The sequence below is a fragment of the Streptomyces sp. NPDC001108 genome (assembly GCF_053598535.1).
In genome coordinates this window covers 1-18,473 of sequence record NZ_JBSFKL010000030.1, presented here as the reverse complement: position 1 = coordinate 18,473, position 18,473 = coordinate 1, and the positions used below count along the sequence as shown (strand labels likewise).

The 18,473-nt window shown below is 68.2% G+C and carries 15 protein-coding genes and 1 pseudogene; 8 read left to right on the top strand and 8 right to left on the bottom strand.

Annotation, left to right across the window (positions count from 1 at the left end):
• The 5 genes and pseudogenes from ACWC97_RS33240 to ACWC97_RS33220 all read right to left on the bottom strand — a co-directional run.
• A pseudogene (locus ACWC97_RS33240) lies at positions 1 to 1,024 on the bottom strand (hypothetical protein); the annotation flags it as partial.
• A gap of 206 nt (positions 1,025 to 1,230) precedes the next feature.
• Complete coding sequence (locus ACWC97_RS33235) at positions 1,231 to 1,371, bottom strand: hypothetical protein (RefSeq protein WP_450653487.1); 141 nt, start codon at positions 1,369 to 1,371, stop codon at positions 1,231 to 1,233.
• A gap of 139 nt (positions 1,372 to 1,510) precedes the next feature.
• Complete coding sequence (locus ACWC97_RS33230) at positions 1,511 to 2,344, bottom strand: ParA family protein (RefSeq protein ID WP_450653485.1); 834 nt, start codon at positions 2,342 to 2,344, stop codon at positions 1,511 to 1,513.
• A 737-nt stretch (positions 2,345 to 3,081) separates the two neighbouring features.
• Positions 3,082 to 4,185 (bottom strand): C40 family peptidase, encoded by a 1,104-nt coding sequence (locus ACWC97_RS33225; protein ID WP_450653483.1) that lies wholly within the window; start codon positions 4,183 to 4,185, stop codon positions 3,082 to 3,084.
• A complete protein-coding gene (locus tag ACWC97_RS33220; RefSeq protein ID WP_450653514.1) occupies positions 4,182 to 4,628 on the bottom strand; it encodes a helix-turn-helix domain-containing protein in 447 nt (148 codons plus the stop codon). The genes ACWC97_RS33225 and ACWC97_RS33220 overlap by 4 nt, the downstream gene beginning before the upstream one ends.
• A 102-nt stretch (positions 4,629 to 4,730) precedes the next feature.
• On the opposite strand from ACWC97_RS33220, the gene ACWC97_RS33215 reads away from it, so the two are divergent.
• The 8 genes from ACWC97_RS33215 to ACWC97_RS33180 all read left to right on the top strand — a co-directional run bounded on the left by ACWC97_RS33215 (position 4,731) and on the right by ACWC97_RS33180 (position 13,204).
• Entirely contained in the window at positions 4,731 to 5,198 is a 468-nt protein-coding gene (locus tag ACWC97_RS33215) for a hypothetical protein (protein WP_450653481.1), read from the top strand.
• Between the two features lie 129 nt (positions 5,199 to 5,327).
• Positions 5,328 to 5,534, top strand: a complete 207-nt coding sequence (locus tag ACWC97_RS33210) for a hypothetical protein (protein WP_450653479.1) — start codon at positions 5,328 to 5,330, stop codon at positions 5,532 to 5,534.
• Positions 5,535 to 6,299 (top strand): hypothetical protein, encoded by a 765-nt coding sequence (locus ACWC97_RS33205; RefSeq protein ID WP_450653477.1) that lies wholly within the window; start codon positions 5,535 to 5,537, stop codon positions 6,297 to 6,299.
• Positions 6,296 to 7,861 carry a hypothetical protein gene (locus ACWC97_RS33200; RefSeq protein WP_450653475.1) on the top strand — a complete coding sequence of 522 codons (1,566 nt, stop codon included), beginning with the start codon at positions 6,296 to 6,298 and terminating at the stop codon, positions 7,859 to 7,861. Before ACWC97_RS33205 ends, ACWC97_RS33200 begins: the two co-directional genes overlap by 4 nt.
• Before the next feature lie 7 nt (positions 7,862 to 7,868).
• A complete protein-coding gene (locus tag ACWC97_RS33195) occupies positions 7,869 to 9,311 on the top strand; it encodes an SCO6880 family protein (RefSeq protein WP_450653473.1) in 1,443 nt (480 codons plus the stop codon).
• 10 nt (positions 9,312 to 9,321) lie between these two features.
• On the top strand, positions 9,322 to 10,851 hold the full coding sequence (locus tag ACWC97_RS33190) for an ATP-binding protein (protein ID WP_450653471.1): 1,530 nt from the start codon (positions 9,322 to 9,324) through the stop codon (positions 10,849 to 10,851).
• Positions 10,848 to 12,602, top strand: coding sequence for a type IV secretory system conjugative DNA transfer family protein (locus ACWC97_RS33185; RefSeq protein ID WP_450653469.1), 1,755 nt, complete (start codon positions 10,848 to 10,850; stop codon positions 12,600 to 12,602). Before ACWC97_RS33190 ends, ACWC97_RS33185 begins: the two co-directional genes overlap by 4 nt.
• A complete protein-coding gene (locus tag ACWC97_RS33180; RefSeq protein WP_450653467.1) occupies positions 12,599 to 13,204 on the top strand; it encodes a DUF4913 domain-containing protein in 606 nt (201 codons plus the stop codon). The genes ACWC97_RS33185 and ACWC97_RS33180 overlap by 4 nt, the downstream gene beginning before the upstream one ends.
• Before the next feature lie 557 nt (positions 13,205 to 13,761).
• Here ACWC97_RS33180 and ACWC97_RS33175 read toward each other — a convergent pair.
• The 3 genes from ACWC97_RS33175 to mobC all read right to left on the bottom strand — a co-directional run bounded on the left by ACWC97_RS33175 (position 13,762) and on the right by mobC (position 17,603).
• The gene (locus ACWC97_RS33175; RefSeq protein WP_450653465.1) at positions 13,762 to 14,616 is read right to left on the bottom strand and encodes a hypothetical protein; all 855 of its coding nucleotides are present in this window, start codon (positions 14,614 to 14,616) and stop codon (positions 13,762 to 13,764) included.
• 363 nt (positions 14,617 to 14,979) lie between these two features.
• A complete protein-coding gene (locus ACWC97_RS33170; protein ID WP_450653463.1) occupies positions 14,980 to 17,202 on the bottom strand; it encodes a relaxase/mobilization nuclease domain-containing protein in 2,223 nt (740 codons plus the stop codon).
• Positions 17,199 to 17,603 (bottom strand): plasmid mobilization relaxosome protein MobC, encoded by a 405-nt coding sequence (gene mobC / locus ACWC97_RS33165; RefSeq protein ID WP_450653461.1) that lies wholly within the window; start codon positions 17,601 to 17,603, stop codon positions 17,199 to 17,201. The genes ACWC97_RS33170 and mobC overlap by 4 nt, the downstream gene beginning before the upstream one ends.
• Positions 17,604 to 18,473 lie beyond the last annotated feature (870 nt).

Sequence of the window (18,473 nt, the reverse complement as noted above, 5' to 3'; positions counted from 1 at the left end):
CCGGCACAGACGTGCCGCCCTGTGCCGCTGCGGGTGTGCCGATCTGTGCCATCAATGCGGCCTCGACCTCGGCGGCGACGCCTTCCATGTGCCGGGCATGCGTCTCCATCGCGCCCAGCGCGTTCGCCTTGGCCTGGGCGGGGCTCGGCTGGCTCCAGGGGGACTCGGCATCGGTGATATGGAGAGAGGTTGCGTGCTTGCGCTGTGCCACCCGGGACCGGTAGAGCTCCCGCTGCTTCGAGTCGGTGGCGAGCTGGGCACGGTCCTGCCAGACCGCGAGACGTCGTGCGATCCGTCGGCCCTTACGTCCAGACTTGGTGCCGTCAGGCAGGCGGATGTACTTGTCGTTCAGGTCCACCGCCTTGTCCAGCGCACGGTCCCGGGCGATCTCCTCGGCGGAGCGGCTACGGTGCGCCAGACCGAGGGTGGCCATCAAGCGCTCGCGGAGGTCGCGGGCGATCTGGGCCATAGCTGTTTGGGACTCGTCGCCCGTACGGTGCCTCAGCTCCAGGCCAAGGGCCGAGTGCGCGGCAAGGGCGGAGCCAAAGGATCCGACGATGATGCGGACGGCGGTCGCCGCCGAGAACCCGTCACCCTCCTGCCACGCGGGCACGGCGGACAGAGCGGCGAAGACCCATACTGCGCTGCTGTACCACCCCCCGCTACGGCTGCCGGTATCAGCGAGACGCTCACGAGCGCCTAGCACGCACATGGCCAGCAGGCTCTCGAATGCCGCGCACGCCAGCAGCCGCTCGGTCTCGCTGGTCATGTGCAGACCATCGGGGTCGCCGGTGAATCGGTACGACGTATTCAGGCTGACGCTGGTACAGATGATGAACGCGACAACGGCGGCAACCGTGCCGGCAGAGAACCGGCGGCGGCGGACGGTAGCCGCGAGGTCGAGCACCTTCGTCCTTGATCGAAAGACCATCGCAATCAGCACAACAGCCATGGTCGACGCGGACAGAGTGACTACCAGGTGGGAACGGTCAAACCAGTCCGTGACCTGCGAAAAGTCGATCACCGGACGGCCCCCTGACGGCTTCCGGTCAAGTCGATGACCGCGGGCACTGCCCGGCGGCCGGGGGCCTTACTGTGGTGGTGCATGGGGACTTTGCTCCTCATTCTGTTGGCCCTGGGGGCGCGCTTCGTGGTAGTCGGGCGTCTCCAGGGCTCTTCTTTCTCGCTCGCGCGCTAGCTCGCTCGCTCGCTTCAAAGCGCGCTAGCTTCCTAGCTCGCTCCCTTGCGCGCTTTCAGCTCTTTCAGCTCGGCGGCGTACGCCTTGCGCAGGGCGTTCTCGACCGTCTCCCGCTTACTCCAGCCGCGCACATCACCGACGTAGGCCACCAGCTCGTCTACGTCAGGGTCCACGCGAGTGTTGAGCTGGACAGTCAGCGCGGGGCCTTTGCGCCTGCGCGCCGGCTCGGGGGCGGCACCGTCGCCCACCTTCGGCACGGCCGGGTCGGGCGCCTCCGGTGCCGACCTCGGCCGAGGAGTGGGACGATCACGCTCAGTCATTAAGAATCCTGTCTAGCAACAGTTCGCGATAGGCCGCGAACACCTTGTCTCCGCCTGCGGTGCCGTCGTACTGGGCGTAGAACTCCCCGGCTGAGCGGCACTCCTTCACAATCACTCGCTGTTCCACATAGGGCGTCAGCAGCAAGCCGGGGGAGGTCCGTTTGAACTCTTCCTCAGCCCGCCTGGCGTCCCTGGTCCACACGGCGCCGGTGTAGGCAGCCCCGAGGACAATGCCGACCTCGTGGGGCGACTTCGGCAACCCTTCCTCCTCGCGATACTCGTGGAACTTCCGTACCGTCTCCTTGGCGCCGTCCACCCCGTCCAAGCCGTCTTCGTCGGGCCGCGCAGCGTAAACGATCTTCGTGCACGCCGTCAGGCCGTTTTGGGTGAGAACTCCCCCTTGGCGGTTCGGAAAGTCGATCACGACGAATCCGGCCCGAGTGCCGGCCAGGCTCCGCCGTAGTCGACGCTCGGCGTGGTCGTCCGGGGTCTTCTCCTGAGCCGACAGACGGCGCGAGCTCGGAATGACGCGCAGGTTCGAGGGCCACCCCTTCGCCGCATCAAGCGGCACGGCGATGGCGTCAGCCCAACCCTCCACATCGTCAGCGGCAAGGATGGCGCTCATGTCCAGCACGCCGCCACGCTCGTCAGTCAGGGCCTTGGCCCCGGTCCACTTGGTGGCTGCCGCCCGCGGGTCCAGGTCCCCAAGAATCACTTCCTCCTTGGGGTACTCCTGCGCGTACGCGACGGCCAGGGATACGGCGGTCGCCGTCTTGGTGACGCCGCCCGTTTCCGAGTAGCTGCCCACAACCTGAAGTCCAGTCATGGCAGAAATGCTAGCTCCCGCGCTCCCCCTCTCGCTTTCTAACACGCTCCCTAGCGTGCTAGCTAGCTAGCTAGAAAGCAAGTACAGTCGTAGTCAAGAGAGGGGGCCGGGCTGGCACCCGACCCCCTCATAGTCGGCCCGCTGGACGGCGTTTGCTCGCTTGCGTCCGGGGGCCTTGATCCTTGGGAGGATCCGTGATCAGCGTAGAGGAGACGACGGCGGACGGCCGTCGGCGGCCCCTGACGGCTCGACCGGGGCCGGCGGGTTCGTCGGGACCGGTGCGGTTCGCGGTCGGGGCGATCTCGGGGCGGCCGCCATCGATCCCGGTGCCGCGGACGCCGGTTGACGACCTGGAAGCGCTCGCCGTCGCGGTCGGAGTGATGAGCTGATGCGCGAGAGCCTGGAAATGGTGGGCGAGGAACTGTTGGCGCAGATGCGCAACACTGCCGGGGTGACTCGCGGTGCCGGGTATGCCGGGTGGCCCCTGCTGCCGTCTCCGCCCGCGAGGAAGTCCCGGCCCCGGATCGCGGCGGCGCCTCCGGCCCCGGCCGCAGCTCCGGCGCCGGAAGTTGACGATCTGGTGGCCGTCGCCGCCGCGCTCAACAGCGGGAACCGCATTGTGTACGTCGACCGCCGACCGGACCGAGCCGTATAGCCGCTCCGGCTCGGCGCACGAAGGAGCCCGCCACCGAAGATGGTGGCGGGCTCCTTCGTGCGCGATTTTGGCCACGCTAAAACTATGCGCCGGGGCGGGTCGCCCCCGCGTAGTCCCCTTTCGGCATCGCCTCGTCCATCGGCTGAATGGTGACGGTTCTGCCTGTCCGCGGTGCGTGGACCACATTCCCGTGTCCGAAGTAGATAGCCACGTGGTAGGCGCTGCTGCCGTTGCCGTTCTTGGACCAGAAAACGAGATCGCCCGGCTTGAGATCGCCTCGGGCGATGGGGCGGCTTGCGGTCGCCGAATATTGGTCGCCGGCGGTACGCGGCAGTTTCACACTGGGCCACCAGGCAAATTGGGCGAGCGAGCTACAGTCGAATCCGGCCGTGACGGAGGCACTGCACGAGCCGTTGAGATAGCCATTCAGGCCGTCACAGAAGCCCTTTGTGGGCCCTCCTGGGGTACCTCCTCCCCATGAGTACTTAACTCCGAGCTGTGTATATGCGCGGCGGGCTGCGTCCGGGCCGCTGCCTGATCCGAGCCCGCTGGCGCCTGGCCCGACCTTCGCCCATGCCTTCGCGTTGGCGGTGATTATCCGTACGTAGGCGTAGGTCTGCCCCTCCTTCGCTCCAGCGGGGCGGGCGAAATCGATGGGAGGGACGCCGCGGTAGTGGTCGACCCATCCCCAACCCGCGTTGTAACCGGCGAGAGCGAGTCGAACGGGGGTGTCGTCATACCCTGATTTCTCGGCTCTCTTCATCAGGCTGCACATGTACCGGCCCTGAGCCATGATGGCGTCCTCGGGGTCCTTGGCGCCGAGCTCGGTGCCGTCGCCGTCTTCGTCTCGGCCCCAGGTTGCCCAGGTTGAATCAATGAACTGGGCGATTCCCTTTGCGGTGCCGTACTGGGTCGCCGGGCCTTCAATAGTCGGGTTGAACCCGCTTTCCTGGTAGCCCTGGGCCGCGAGAAGGGCGGGGGACAAGCCGGGGCACTGCTGAGCCGATTTCTCGTACCAGGGCGCGTATTTGCGGCCCGCTGCTGGCATCAATGCCAGGTTGAGTCCGCGGGATTCGCCAAGGACCGGGTTTGAAGCATCGGCGCCCGCCCCTGTGAGAACCAGGGCGATCACAGCTACGGGGAACCCGACAATGGCCGCGACCGCCGTTGCGGCCCCGGCCTTCATTCCGGCGCCTCAGTCGTCGCCCGGCGGATGCTCTGCTGCTTCGCCTCGCGGCTGGCGGCCCACGCCTTCAACCACCTGGCCTTGCTCACGCGGTACGCAACGGCCCACCGCCCTGGTTCCTTCACTCCGTACACCCCGTTTTCCACCCGTCCGACCATCTGTGTGGACACTCCGATCTGGAGCGCCACAGCCTTTTGCGTGCGGCCCGTGCGCTGCCTTAGCTGCTTGAGAGTCACCCTCGCCTCAGGCGGCGCCAATTCGTCGACCGAGCTACCGAGTGCAGCGGCAAGGGCTCGCACCACGCGGGGGGACGGCTGGCTTCTCCCCCTCTCCGCTCGGCGCACGGTCTCCGGGGCAATGTCCGCAAGGAGTGCCAGTTGCTCACAGCTCAGCCCCGCCTCGGTCCGTTGCAGACGCAAAAGGTCTGAACGGAAGGTAGGCATGCCGCTCGATGGGCTCATGTAACCCTCTACTTATCTAAGTACGCATTGACAGTAGGTCATGGTAGCGTCACTCTAAGATCAGAACAGTACGGGGGTGAGAACATGCTTAACAAGCGTGCAGATAAGGCAATTCGACTTGGCGAGGGGTCGCGCTTCGGTGTCATCGGAGCGCACGGCGGTGCGGGGGCTTCCACCATCACTCGATGGCTCGACCCGACCGGCGACGGCGGGACCATGGAGCTGGGCAGAGGTTCGCACCTGCCACCGCATTACATCCCGCTCGTGGTGGCCAAGTCCACCGCTTTCGGAATGTCAAAGGCCGTACACGTCCTCGGCTCGTGGCATCCCGACGTTCCCCGGCCCTACCTGGTCGTCGTCCGGGACGCGCCTCTGAGGCTGCCGAGGGCAACTGCCTATCGCATGCGGGCCATCGGGCCCCGCGTCCTCGGCGTTGTCCAGGTGCCCTACCTGGTGAGGCTGCGGGAGATCGACACCCCGGCGGAGGGCCTGGAGCTTCGCGATGCACAGAAGGCCGCCCGCAACCTGCGCCGGCATCTCGGCCTTGACTGACACCTGAAGGAGACACAGATGAATCAGCTGATGAGTGCCGTCCCGGACGTGGTCGCGTCCATCCCTCTGGCAGATGGCCCGACTACGTGGGATGCCCCGCCGACCGCCCCGCCCGGTATGGGGGCGATCATGCCGACGTGGATCGGCTGGGCCAAGTGGCTCGCGATCGGTGTAGGAATCCTGGGCCTGATCGCCTGCGGCATCATGATGATGGCCGGTCGTCGCAACCGCTCACACATGAGCGCCGAGGGGGCTACGGGGCTCCTGTGGATCGTCGGCGGTCTCTCGGTGGTCTCCCTGGCCGCCGGGGTCGTCCCCGCGATCATGGGGGCGTAAATGACTCTCGACATCCAGCGTCAGGCGACCCGCCGCATGCGGCGGCTGGTCGTCGTCCTGGTGCTCGTCGTCCTGGTGCTCGTCGCCGCCCTCGTCGTCATCGCGGTGACCACCGGGCGGCCGACCGACCACGACAACAGCGCTCCGGCACCCCGGCCGTCAGCCAGCGCACCCTCTCCGGCCCCGACGCTGCCCGAAGAGAGCGGCGGGTACGTTGCTCCCGAGGAGTACGTCAAGCTCCCGGACGGAAGTGCCAAGGCAGGCGGCCTGCCGGTGCGCTTCCCGCGTACCCCCGAGGGCGCGGCAGCTATGGCCGTGGCCTCGTCCCGCAACGCCTACTCCTGGGACGCCGGGCAGATCAGGCACGGCATCCTCACGTACGCGGCCTCTCAGTACCGAGCCGACATGGCCGACGCCGCCGAGGACGGAGCCGTAGGAAACCGCGAATACGCGGGCGTCCCGCCAAAGGGGCCCGTCCCCGAGGGCGCCACCCTTAACGCCTGGCCGATCGGCGTGCAGTGGACTGCCGTGGATACCGGCTCCGTTGACGTGCTGGTCCTTATGCGGGTCACGCATTCCCCGGGAACGGGAAAGAAGATCAGCACGGACCTGGTAGTAACGCCCGGCCGCGCGATTTGGGAGGCCGGCGATTGGAAGATCGAGCCGACCGCGCCAACCGATGACCTGCCGGACCCCGTCGACCTGGGCACACCCGGATTCAACTCCGGCGGCTGGAAGGCGATCCAGGAAGGGGACCGGCGGTGACAACCAAACTCGGACGGCTGGCGGCCCTCGTGGGTGCGCTGCTGCTGGCCGCCGTCCTGTCGGCTCCGTCAGCATCCGCGACGGTGCAGGCGGCACCAGTGGCAGGCCCGCAGCTCGCCCCGGCTGCTGACTGGTGGGGGATCGGGAAGTGTGTCGGATTCCTTTTGCCCAACACTCCGAAGAACCCTGCGACGGGGCTGCGGTGCGCAAAAAAAGCCGTCAAGGGAACGGTTGACGTCCATAAGAAAGTGGCGAGCGGTGCGGCCAAGGCCGTAGCCAACTCGGTACTCGGGGATGCCGCCAAGTCCATGGCGGAATTCACCGGTGATTTCATGCGCGCCGGATTCGGATTCTGGCTCATGACCGACTCGGTCCAAGTAAAGGATTCCGGAGTTTTGGGCTGCGATCCGGAATCAGACAAGGGTTGCACGTCCGGCGATCCAACGAAATCCCTAAGTCTGCACGCACTGATGGTGGGAATTGGGGCCGGAATCGCCACACTCCTGGTGATGTTCCAGGGCATCAGGATGATCATTCAGAGGAAGGGAGCCCCGCTCGTCCAGGTAATCCAAGGGCTCATGATCAATGTGGTGGTCAGTGCCGCCGGTGTGGCCGTTGTCGATGCCCTGCTGATCGCATCGGACAAGCTCACAGAGTCCATTCTCTACGTCGGCTTCGGCGGCGACGATGTGCCGGATCGGATGGCGCTCATGCTGCTGCCTGCCATCGCCAACCCCATGGGGCTCCTGGTAATCGCCCTGATCGTCCTCATCGTTGGCGGAATTCAGATCGTGATGTTGTTTCTGCGTCAGGCAGCGATTCCGATTCAAGCCCTGCTCCTGCCCATCGCCGGAGCCGGACAGGTGGGCGGCGAAAGCTCCCGACAATGGCTCCCTCGTCTTTTCACGTCGATCATGGTCATCATTACGTACAAGCCGATGGCGGCCCTGATTATCTCCGTCGGCTTCACCGAAATGGGCAACGGAAAAGGGATTCTTGATTTCATCCGCGGAATCGTAACGCTGGCCCTTTCAGTAATTGCCCTCAAGTCGCTTCTTGCTCTCTTCGCACCGCTCGGAATGTCGATGGGTAGTGCGGTATCCAGCGGGGGTGCCCTGGGTGGCGTGCTGGGCATGGTCGGCGGCGCAATGGGCTCGCAGATGGCATCGGGGTCCAACGACGGGGGTAGCCCGGCTCCTGGCGGCCAGCCTTCTGGCGGTGGGGCACCCAGCGGCCCGCCCAGCGGCCCGCCCAGCTCGACGGCTGCGAGCGACCACGCCGCTCATATGGAGCGCACCGGTCCGGCCTCGACACCTGCGGCGGATTCGCCGGGAGAGAGCGGCAGCATCCCCCAGCAGCCGACTGCGGGCCCAGAGGCAGCGGCGGGGGCCGAGACGGCTGCGGCCGGAGCGGGCCAGACGGCTGCGGCAACGGGTACCTCGACGGCCACCGCGTCCACAGCCGCGACGGCGGGGGGTCCTGTGACGATCGCCCTGGTGGCGGCGGAAGCGGGCAAGCAAGCAGTCAACAAGGCCGGCGGCGCGGTCGGCGGAACGGAGTAGACGCACCATGGCCACGGAAACGCAACAGCTGTACGGCGGATGGCGCCGCAGCAAGAGCATGGGCATCATGTCCCTGAACGCGCCTCAGACCGTGATTGTGGTGGGCGCCCTGCTCGCCCCGGTCCTGGTCATCATCCTGGGCGGATCGATCACCACACTCGGGGCCACGGTCCCGCTGTCGCTGGTCGTCATCACGCTGACCGTGTGGCAGAGGCACGGTATGCCGCTGCTGTCCTACGTGACGGCCCGTGCTCGGTGGAGCCTGGGCCACATGCGCGGTGAGACGTCGTACCGGTCCGTCTTCCTCCCCTCCCCTGAGGCTCTGGACCTGCCCGGCATGGCGGCCCCGACCAAGCTGGTCCGGGCGGAATCACCTGATGGCCGCGGGCCCGTGGGGCTGGTGTGGAATCAGCGCACCGGCACCATGGCGGCCGCGCTCCTGCTCAACCCGGCCGGCTCCCTCCTCGCGTCCGGGGCCACCGTCCGGGCCCAAGTCTCGGCCTGGGGCGATGCGCTCGCCCGACTCGCGGATGAGGACGGCGTGCAGGGTGCGGCCGTGACTCTCCAGATCACTCCCTCCAGCGGCGCGGCCCTGTCGGATCACGTAAAGGGCCGCCTCGACCCGGCCGCCCCGGCCCTGGCGAAACAGGCGATCCGTGAACTCGTCGACCGGGCTCCCCGTGCGTCGGCGCAGCTCGCCGCGTGGCTGTCCCTGGTCGTCGACCCGGCCAGGACGCCCGAGCGTCCCAAGGGCCCTGCCGAAGCGGCGGCCGTCGCCCTGGGCACTCTGGACGCGGTGGACCTGTCGGGGGCCGGGGCGGATGTGCTGCGACGCGCCACGGACTCGGACATCAAACGGCTGGTCCGCGGGGCGTACGTCCCCGCTGACATGGATGCCCCGGCCGATCAGATCGCGGACCTCGTCTGGCACGAAGTGGGCCCCGTGGCGACCGAAGATGGCTGGGACTCCTACCGGCACGACGGGTATCACTCCGTCTCGTACGTGCTGCGGGAAGCGCCGCGCAAGCCCGTTCCGTACGACGTGCTGCTGAAGCTGCTGGCACCCGGCGCTTTCACACGGCGGGTCACGCTCAGCTACCGGGTCCTGCCCACGGAAGAAGCCATGGCGGTGGTGGAGCGGGAGGTGAACGCCAATGAGGCGCGAGCGGAGTACCGGCAGCGCACCAAGCGGACGCCCACCCGGCGGGAGCGGGTCGACGCCGAGCACGCCGAGCGCACAGCAGCGGAAGAAGCGGTTGGCGCGGGGCTAGTTCAGTGGTCCATCCACGTGACCACCACCGTGGGCGACGTGGCGGACCTGCCCGCAGCGCGCCGGGAGGTCGACAAGGCGGCCCGCTCCGCCGGCGGTCTCCGGTTCCGGCCCGCCTTCGGTGGACAGAGCGCCGCCATGCTCGTGGGCCTGCCGGTCGGCATCAACCCTCTGCTCTAAGGACGACGATATGAAGTTCACCAGGACCGCCCGCACGGGCGCGTCGTCCCGGCGGGCGGTAACCGCCGGGACGACCGCGCCCGAGCCTACCGGCGGCTGGCGTCTCAACCCTCACGTGATCGCTTCGCGCCGGGGCTGGAAGGGTACGGGTCGGGGCCGCGCCGCTGTCCTCGACCGCGGCGCGGTCTACCTCTCCAGCACCGTGCAGACCGCTGGCCTCTACCCCTTCGTCCTAGGCGGTGGCCTCCCGCCCGAGGGCGTCCCCATCGGCTACGACCAGCTGACGCATGAGCTGGTCTGCTTCGACCCGTCGGGCTGGATCGGCTCCCTGGTCACCAACCCCGGCGTGTGGATTCAGGCACAGCCGGGGGTCGGCAAGTCCGCCATTGCCAAGCGCATTTGCCTCGTCTACACGGCCTACGGGTACAAGCTCGTCGTACCCGGAGACGTCAAGGGGGAGTACGCCGACCTCGTCCGCGAGCTCGGCGGTCAGGTAGTGAGGATCGGGCGGGGGCTGGACCGGATCAACCCGCTGGACTCCGGTCCGCTGCGGAAGATCCTGCCCACCCTCGACCCGGGCCGCCGGGATGCCCTCCTGGCGGAGATCACCGGCCGCCGCAGCGAACTGCTTCACGCGCTGCTGACCACGGAAATGGACCGGCGCCCGAACCCGACCGAACGCAACGTCATCGAGCACGCTATCCGGCTCGTGACCGCCGCGCATGTGGGGGAGGGCGACCCGATCATTCCCGACGTCGTCAGGGTGCTGCGGGAGGGCCCGGAGGAGTTGCGGTCACACCTCATGGTGCAGGGGGAGGAGGAATACAGGGCGCTGGTCCGCGGGATCACACACGCGCTGGAAAACTTGTGCGTCGGCCCGCTGAGCGGATTGTTCGACGGCCCGACCACCACCCCCCTGGACCTGGCGGCCCCGGCTCTGTCTGTGGACCTGTCCAGTCTCCTGACCGCAGGTGATCACGTGGTCAGCTCCGGGTTGCTCGCCACCTGGGCCTACGCCTACAGCTCGATCGACTCAGCACGCGCGGTCGGGCTCATGAATTCCCCGCTCGTACTGCCGCTGGACGAAATGTGGCGGGCCCTGCGAGCCGGCCCCGGCATCGTGGACGCCTTCGACTCCATGACCCGGCTCAACAGGGCCCGCAACGAAGTGACTTTGTTCATCACACACTCCCTTCGCGACCCGGAGAGCCTGCCAACCCCGCAGGACCGGGCAAAAGCCCTGGGCATGATCGACCGGTGCGACTCGATGATCCTTGGGGCGCTCTCTGTCGGCGAGCTGGAACGCGTGTCAGCGCAGCGGCCGCTGACAGATGCCGAGATTGCTCTCATCGCCTCGTGGTCGTCCTCGTCCGGTACCGGCTTGGACGGCACCCGCCAAGTCCACCCGGGACGTGGGAAATACATGCTCCGCCTGGGCACCCGTCCCGGCACCCCCGTCCGGCTCCAGCTGACTGACGCGGAACGGCGGCTCTACGAGACCGACCCGTCCAAGAAGCACCAGAAAGAGGGGGCAGCATGACCGACTCCAGCCACGGGGCGGGGGCTGGGGCGGGCGCCCCGCTCGCGGTCCTCGGCGTGATCGTCGGCTCCACCGTGCTCTACACCGGCGCCTACGTCGGCGGCACGCTCGGTGTCGCACTGTCCGGCGGCGGCTGGGCCCCGCCCGCGTACTCGATCAAGTCGGCGGTCTCCCTTGTGTCGGGCGGCCCCGGCCGGCTGTGGCCCGGGCACGCGACGGCGGCCGGTGTCGGCGCGGCCGTGCTCCTGGTCCTCGTCCTTTCCGGCCTCGCCGTGGTCGGCTTCCTCCTGTGGCGGCGGTTCTTCTCCCACCGCGCGGGCCTGGCGGGCATGCGGGAACTGGCCCCGCTCGCGCCCAAAGCGATGACCGCCCGGGCCCGGGCTCTGCGGCCCTCCCTCAAGGGGGAGGAGATCATCGAGCCGGACGACACGGGGGTGTTGCTGGGCAACCTCGACGTCTCGCGCGGACCTGAGCTGCGGGCGAGCTGGGAGGACGTGATCCTTGCCATCATGGCTCCGCGATCGGGCAAGTCAACCAGCATCGCGGTTCCGGCGTTGCTGCGGGCTCCGGGCGCGGTGATGCTCACCAGCAACAAGCCGGACGTTTTCGCGGTCACCCGTACCCGGCGCCTGGACGTGGGCGCGGTGTGGCTGCTCGACCCCCAGTCGATCACGCACTCCGAGCGGGCGATGTGGTGGAACATTCTCAACTCGGCTCGCACCATCGAGGGGTCCGGGCGGCTCGCCTCACACTTCATCGCGGCCACCACCGACGAGAAATCACGCGGTGACTTCTGGATGGGTGCGGCCAAGAACCTGCTGACCGCCCTGTTCCACGCGGCGGCCGTCTCCGGCGGCTCGGTGGCTGACGTGCTGGCCTGGCTCTCCACGCCGAGCGACCGTGGCCCGGTGAGCGCGCTCAAGGCGGCAGGGAAGGAGGCGTTGGCGCAGCAACTCGCCTCGACCGTGGCGGGCGCGGCCGACACCCGCGACGGGATTTACGAGACCGCCCGTCAGTGCGTCGCCTGCCTCCTCGACCCCGAAACGCTGGCCTGGGTCACCCCCGACCCCCGCGCAAAAGAGTTCCGTCCGGACGACTTCGTACGCTCCCGGGACACGCTCTATCTGCTGTCCAAGGACGGCGGCGGGTCGGCGGCCGGTGTCATCGCCGCGGCGGCGGATGCGGTCCTGCGGGCCGCGATGATGGCCGCCGAGCGAGCCGGCGGCCGACTCGACGCCCCGTTGGTCGCGGTGCTCGACGAGGCGGCGAACGTGTGCCGGATCGAGGATCTACCCGACCTGTACTCGCATCTCGGCTCGCGCGGCGTCATCCCGGTGACCATCCTCCAGTCCTACCGTCAGGGCGTCCGCGTCTGGGGTGAGGCTGGCATGGATGCCCTGTGGTCGGCGGCCACCATCAAGGCCCTGGGCTCCGGCCTGGACGATGCGGAGTTCGCAGAAAAGGTCTCCCGGCTCGTCGGTGAGCACAAGGTCAGTGAAACGTCCGTCTCGCACGGCTCGACCGGTCGCAGCGTCTCCACCTCCCGGCGGCGTGAGCGGGTCATGGAGGCCGCGGAGATCCGCGCGCTTCCAAGGGGGCGGGCGCTGCTGCTGGCAACCGGTGTCCGCGTCGGCATGATCCGGCTGCGGCCCTGGTACCTGGAACCGGATGCGGGCGACCTGTCCGCCGCGTCCGACGTAGAGATTGCCGAAATCGCGGCCCGTGCCTCAAGGAAGGTCATCGCGGCGTGAGCGACGACACCCCCACCGCTGAAGTCCTCGCGGAGGACTTCGAGGACCTCAAAGCCATTGTCTACGGGTTCGCCTCTCAGCTGGAGCACAACACCAAAAAGGTGAACCAGCTCGCTACCGCTGTCGCCTCCGGTGACAGCCAGGACGGCGACGGCGAGAGCGGAAAACCCAAGGAGAAGGAGAAGCCCAAGACTCCGCCGTTCATCCTGTGGCTCCCGGGCAACAAGTACGCGGCCGAGCTCGCGGCGCTGGCCGGCTGGGTGCGCGACCTGCTAGTACCGACGTACTTCGGGGAGGTTTCCTCCTCGGCCCCCTGGTGCCCGCGGTGGTGGGAACACCCTGCGGCCGTCGCCCGGCTCCATGCCACGTGGCTGGCGTGGCAGGAGCTCACGAACCCGGAAACCTGCGGGCTCACCGGCCCCTCCGTATGGCACCGTGACCACCTGGACCCGATGTTGGCTCAGCTCCGTGGCGCCGATGGCCCGTTCGCCGGCTGCATGACCAACCCGGACCGGCCGCAACACACTGTGCTGCCCGTGCCACCGGTCGACCCGGCACCCGCCCCGCCGGTCGTCTCGGAGCCGGAAGTGGTCGACGGCTGAGAGTTCGCCTGTACAGGCCGAAGGGCCGGAGGGATTTCCCCTCCGGCCCTTCTGATGCGTCCGGGCTCTTTACCCGATGCTACGGCGGGCGGCTCCGGGCGGGGGTGTGGGAGCACGCCCCGGCCCCTCTCCTCCCGGCCCCGGCGTGTTCTTGCGGGCGGCTCGTCCTCGATTCTGCTGCCCTGTCGGAACGGTGGTGGACCGGGCGGTGGCTGCTGCGGCACGGGCGTCGATGGCCGATGTGCTGGCCTCGTGCGCAGCCAGTCCGTCTAGTCCTGCCGCATCGCTCCACTCGGCCCCGGCCGTCGCCGTATCATCTCGCCCCTCCGCCTCGGTAGCCCTACCGCGGGCAGCGTCCGCATCGCCGAGCGCAACATCCGAACGGGACTGGGCTGCGGTGCTGCTACGGACATGCGCGGCGGCCTGGCGGCGGGCCTCGGCGTCGTCGCTGCCGCCCGCGGGAAAGTCCGCCTTGCGGACGGGCTCTTCCGCGCCTGCCCGCTGGGGGGTTCGCCCGTGGAGATTCATGGGTGCCTCCTTCTGTGTGTGGTGAGCTATCAGCGTGCTTGGGTGCGGGTCGGCGCGGCCGATGCGGTCGGCACGGCGGGGGCGGCTGTCGGCCCCGGTGACGGGGCTGCCCCTGGTGTGGCGGTCGTCGACTGCGCCGACGCTGCCGACGCGCGGGCCGGTGTGGGGGTGGGGCTCGTCGTCGGAGCGGTCGTGGTCGTGGCTGCGACGACCGGTGCTGGGGGAGTAGGCGTGGCGGACGACTTCGCCGGGGCGGGTGTTTTGGCCTGGTCGGCGAGCAGTCCCCGGGCGGCTTCGGAGGGGCTGAGGGTGATACCGGCGGCGGCTGCCTGCTGCATCCGGACAGGGACACCGGCCAGGGCCTCACGCGGGTTGTGCCCCGCTTCCTGAAGCGTCTTGACCTGGCTGGCAATGCCGGGCCATTCACGGGAGGTGACCATCTGGGTCAACATGTCCTCGTCGGCCAGCGACTCTCGGGCGACAACCACGAGTCGTGAGTTCTCCTGAGCACCGATGCCGAGCCGGGCCAATTCCTTGCTCCGCTCACCCAACGCGGTCGCGGGCTTGTCCTGGCCGGTGACTTTCTCGACCAGCTTGGATGCAACCTGTTTCACCCACTCAACGACCCTTTTGATCACGCCGGGCTCGTCGCCCTTGACTCGCTCTCTGCCGGGCGGCGGTGCCCACGGGTCGCGGAGATTCACAGCGGGAGACGCGGTGACTCCTGGCGCGGTGGCTCCTGCTCTCATGTCCGCGTCCATGCGCGCAATGACGGGAGCCGCGTCGGTGAGGAACTGCCCCACGTTCACCCCGGCGCTCTCCAGTTTCTTCAGCTCACCGGCAAGCTGCGTCCACTGTGGCGCCTTGACCATGGCCTCAGCCACCGCGGGCGGTTGGACAATGCCCCGAACCATGTGGGCGTACCGCTCGTGGTCAGGGTTAGCCGGCGGCCGTGCGGGAGTCGGCTGCGGTGTCGGCGTGGGTGCCGCACCTCTCGGGTGAGGAACTTCGCGCCGTGATGCCTCGCTCAGTGCTTGTGCTGCCAGGACCAGCACCTGAAGAGCGACGGCGGCCGTCTGCACGGCCTGCCCTCCTGCCTGCTCCATCGGGTTTGTATTGCTCACCGGTTCACCCCGTTCTGCATCATCATCGTGTCCCACCCCTTCTTAAATGCCTGTTCTGACGGTAGTTCTCTACGGCCCTGAACGCCGGGGTTTTCGCGGCTTCCCGGCGGTCATTCACACGTGCTAGCGACGTGGGCCCCGGCTCTGCCCGCGTCGCTGTGCTGCCTCCTGGGCGGCACGGTCTGCGGCTGTTCGCTCGCCCGGACTCGGCGCACTGGGCTCGTTCGCGCGGCGGCCGGTGGCCCGAGCAAGCGGGGTTGGCATCTCTCTGCCGCTCAGGCGCCCTTGGAGTCGCCAGGTGAGTACCTGGGCCACACTGTCGGCGTCCACAAGTTCCCGGGCGGCAGCCACCTCGGCGAGCAATTCCACGGGGTTATGCCCCTCACCTGATGCCTTGATCAGGTAGGCGGCCAGTGTCGCCGACGCCGGGTCAGCGAGCACATCCGCCGCATACGCGGGTACGGCCTGACGCACGGCATCCCCGAAGGTGAGCATGTCGCCTTCACCAAGTGGCGTGGCCTCGACTACCTCGCTCCGGTTCAGCACCGGCGGCGGTTTCATCGGTGCGGCTGGGCTCTCCGAACCGTCCTCGGCGACGTCCTCCTGATCCTCGATGGGCCTGCGTGATCCGCCGGTCTCCGTACCACCTTCCGGACGGGTAGATGCCGAGTGGTCTGCACCCTGCTGGGGCCGACCGTTGAATGCATCGGGGGTGTCGCTGGCCATGCGCCGTTGCAGTCGCCACACGAGAACTTCGGCGGCGCTGTCGGCATCCCCGAACCCACGCTGTGCCGCCACCTCGGCGAGCACCCGCGCGGGCTCGTACCCCGCGTTTTCCGCCTGCCTGAGCGTGGCGGCCAGTGCTGGCCACGCAGCCTCGTCGAGCACCCTTTCCGCAACCTCGGGGATCGCCTCGCGCACCATCGGCGCGTACGCCTCGACCAACGCATGTCCGTCTGACCACCGCCCGGCACGCTGCCAGCTCGCGCGGCTTCCGCGCTTGCGGTTGCTGCCCGCACTGGCACCGTAGGCGACTTCGGTAGCGGCCCGCAGGTGGTAGCCGGCTCCAGCGGCGGCCTGCTCCTGGGCCCGGTGCTCGGCGGCCCGGTGGAAGCGCTGGGCAGCGATGACCGCCAGGGCGGCGGCAACCAGGATCGTGAGCGCTGCCGCTACCTCCCCACCGGTCACCCCGAGCGATGCACTCATGACGACAAGCTGTGTCGCCGTACGTAGATGGCGGCTCGCCTCGCTGTGCATCCGCCTCGACGTGGGGGCACGTCCCGCGCGCTCAAATGCCCGCGCGGCCGCCCGTAGTTCCTGACGGACCTCGGCCGGGGCCTGGGCCGCGTAGGTGGTCAGAAAATCCGAGAGCGCCATCATCTCGCCTGCCCCGGCCTCGTTCCCCGACTGACCGAGAATCGCGGCGGCCTGGTGGACATGTCCGGCCGCCGTCTGCCACGCGGCGGCCTTGCTGGCGACGCGACCGGCACTAACTGAGCGTGTTCCGGGAGGTACTCCCGTCCAGCGCTCACGGACGCGAGGGAGGGACAGATCAGGGGCAAGCCGTGAGCCGGAGAACCACACGGCGCGACCAGCTCCTGTGCGGTCTCCGGGCAGCGCAACCGCATAGCCAGTGACAGCTCCGTCTAGTGCCGTGCGCTTGTTCAGCCGGAGCCCGGCGCGCTGGATCGCCGCGAAAAACTCGTCATCCGAACCACTCACGGCGGCGGCCTCGCGCACCTTGCCTTGAAGAGTGATCCGCGGTGGCTCGTCGCGTCCCTTGCGCTTCGCCTTTTGCGTCTCTGCTGTCGTAGGCCACTTGCTCGCGGTCCTGTCACCGCTCGTCAGCCGACGAAGTCCGTACCGGACTTCGAGTTCCCGGGCTCGCTCCTGCATCTTCCGCTTGTCGAACTCAAGATGCACCTTCAATCCATCCTGACGGGCCAGCGTCGCCACAATGTGAATGTGATCGTCGGCGTGCCGGACGGCGACCCATCGAGCGGCCTGAGGGTCACCCTTCGGTGCTACTCCTGTGGCGTCCATGATCTCGGCCGCGACCTCGGCCCACTCCGCGTCAGAAAGCTTGCGGTCGTGCCGATGAAGCCGCACTGGCACGTGATAGACGTGCTTCTCCTGTGGTGTACCCTCCAGCGCGAAAACGGGTGCGTCCAGGAGAGCGGCCAGACGCGGGATCGACGTACCGGCGTCCCGCCCGGGGTCAAGGACTCCGGGGCTCCATGCGGCCACCATGTGTGGATCTATGTGCTCGTCACGCCTGCCCGGCCCGTACAGGTAGTACAGCAAACCGGTTGTCCGCTCTCCGTCCTTCGCACGCTTGGGAATCACAACCGGCCTTCCAGCACGGCAATCGTTGCCTCGTCCAGTCGCATAACTGCCTGCTCTGCCCGTGCGAGAACGGCATTAATCCGTTCGGCGGTCTCGTCACCCTGGCTGTTGAGAACCCGCGCGATCTGGTTGACGTTGGTGCCGATCCGGTCGACCGCGATACGAGCGTCAACGAAGGTTCGCATCCGCTCTTTCTCGTCGGCAGGCAGCGGCCGGATCTCCTCTTTGGCGACTGCGAGTGCGGCGCGGGCGGCGTACGCGGCAACTCTCAGGCCAGCGAGCGTGGCGGCTACCTGAACGGTGCCGTACTCGACATCGTCATAGGCCAGGTTCACACGATGCGTACGGCGTTGGGCTTTGCGCGCACGTCGATGCGTACGCGGCGGTTCATCAGTGCTCATGAATCCCTGTCTCTCGCAGAGAGGCAGCCCCAAACCCTCGGTCCGTGCCCGGACCGAAAAGGAGGCCCCGAACGACCGAGCATAGCGAGGAAGGGGCCGCCGCTGCCTCGTTATTGGAACAATAACGAACAACTTGCTCCGACAACGGAGGGCCGTTTGGCTGGGGTGCCGGGCTTCTAGGGCGGCTCGCGGCTCCGCCGCGAAAGGGGGTGCCTGGGCCTGCCCGGCACCCCCTTCTGCCCTCGCTCAACGGGCGATGGCAGACTCACCTACGCGGCAGCCGGCGCTACCATGGCGCGCATGATGACACCCGCTGAGAATGCACCCGAATCTGACGCACAATCGCCTGTGCTGGTCACGGCCCAGGAACTACTCGCTACGCGCATGAGCGTGATCCCTCCCCTGGCCAATACCATCGCCGAGCGCAAGCGTCTCCAGGACCTTCTCGACGACGCAGAGAAGGCGTACGGCGCTGCCTACGCCGACGCGACGGCGGCGGGCTGGACCCCCGAAGAGCTGCGGCAGATGGGAGCCGGCGAACCGACTCGACGGCCTCAAGGACGGCCCAAGGGTGCACGCACCCAACGTCGGTCGCGCTCCAATGCTCCGGCTGCCTCGCCTGCTCCCAATCCGCGCACGCCCAGCTCTGGAGAAAACGCCCCTGTCTCGGCTTCCTGACCGCTGCCGAGCCCCGGCCCCGGCTCTTGAGCCGGGGCCGTTCTGGCCTTGTACAAGTCGGCCCCGGCCAGCCACCCCGCGTCCACCCCCGCGGACCAGTCCCGGGGACGCCCACGATCCGTAATCCTCCGTGGCCCACCGCACCGGCGACTGCGGGTGCTTCGCGCTGAAAAGACGGGCTGGCGGCGAGGG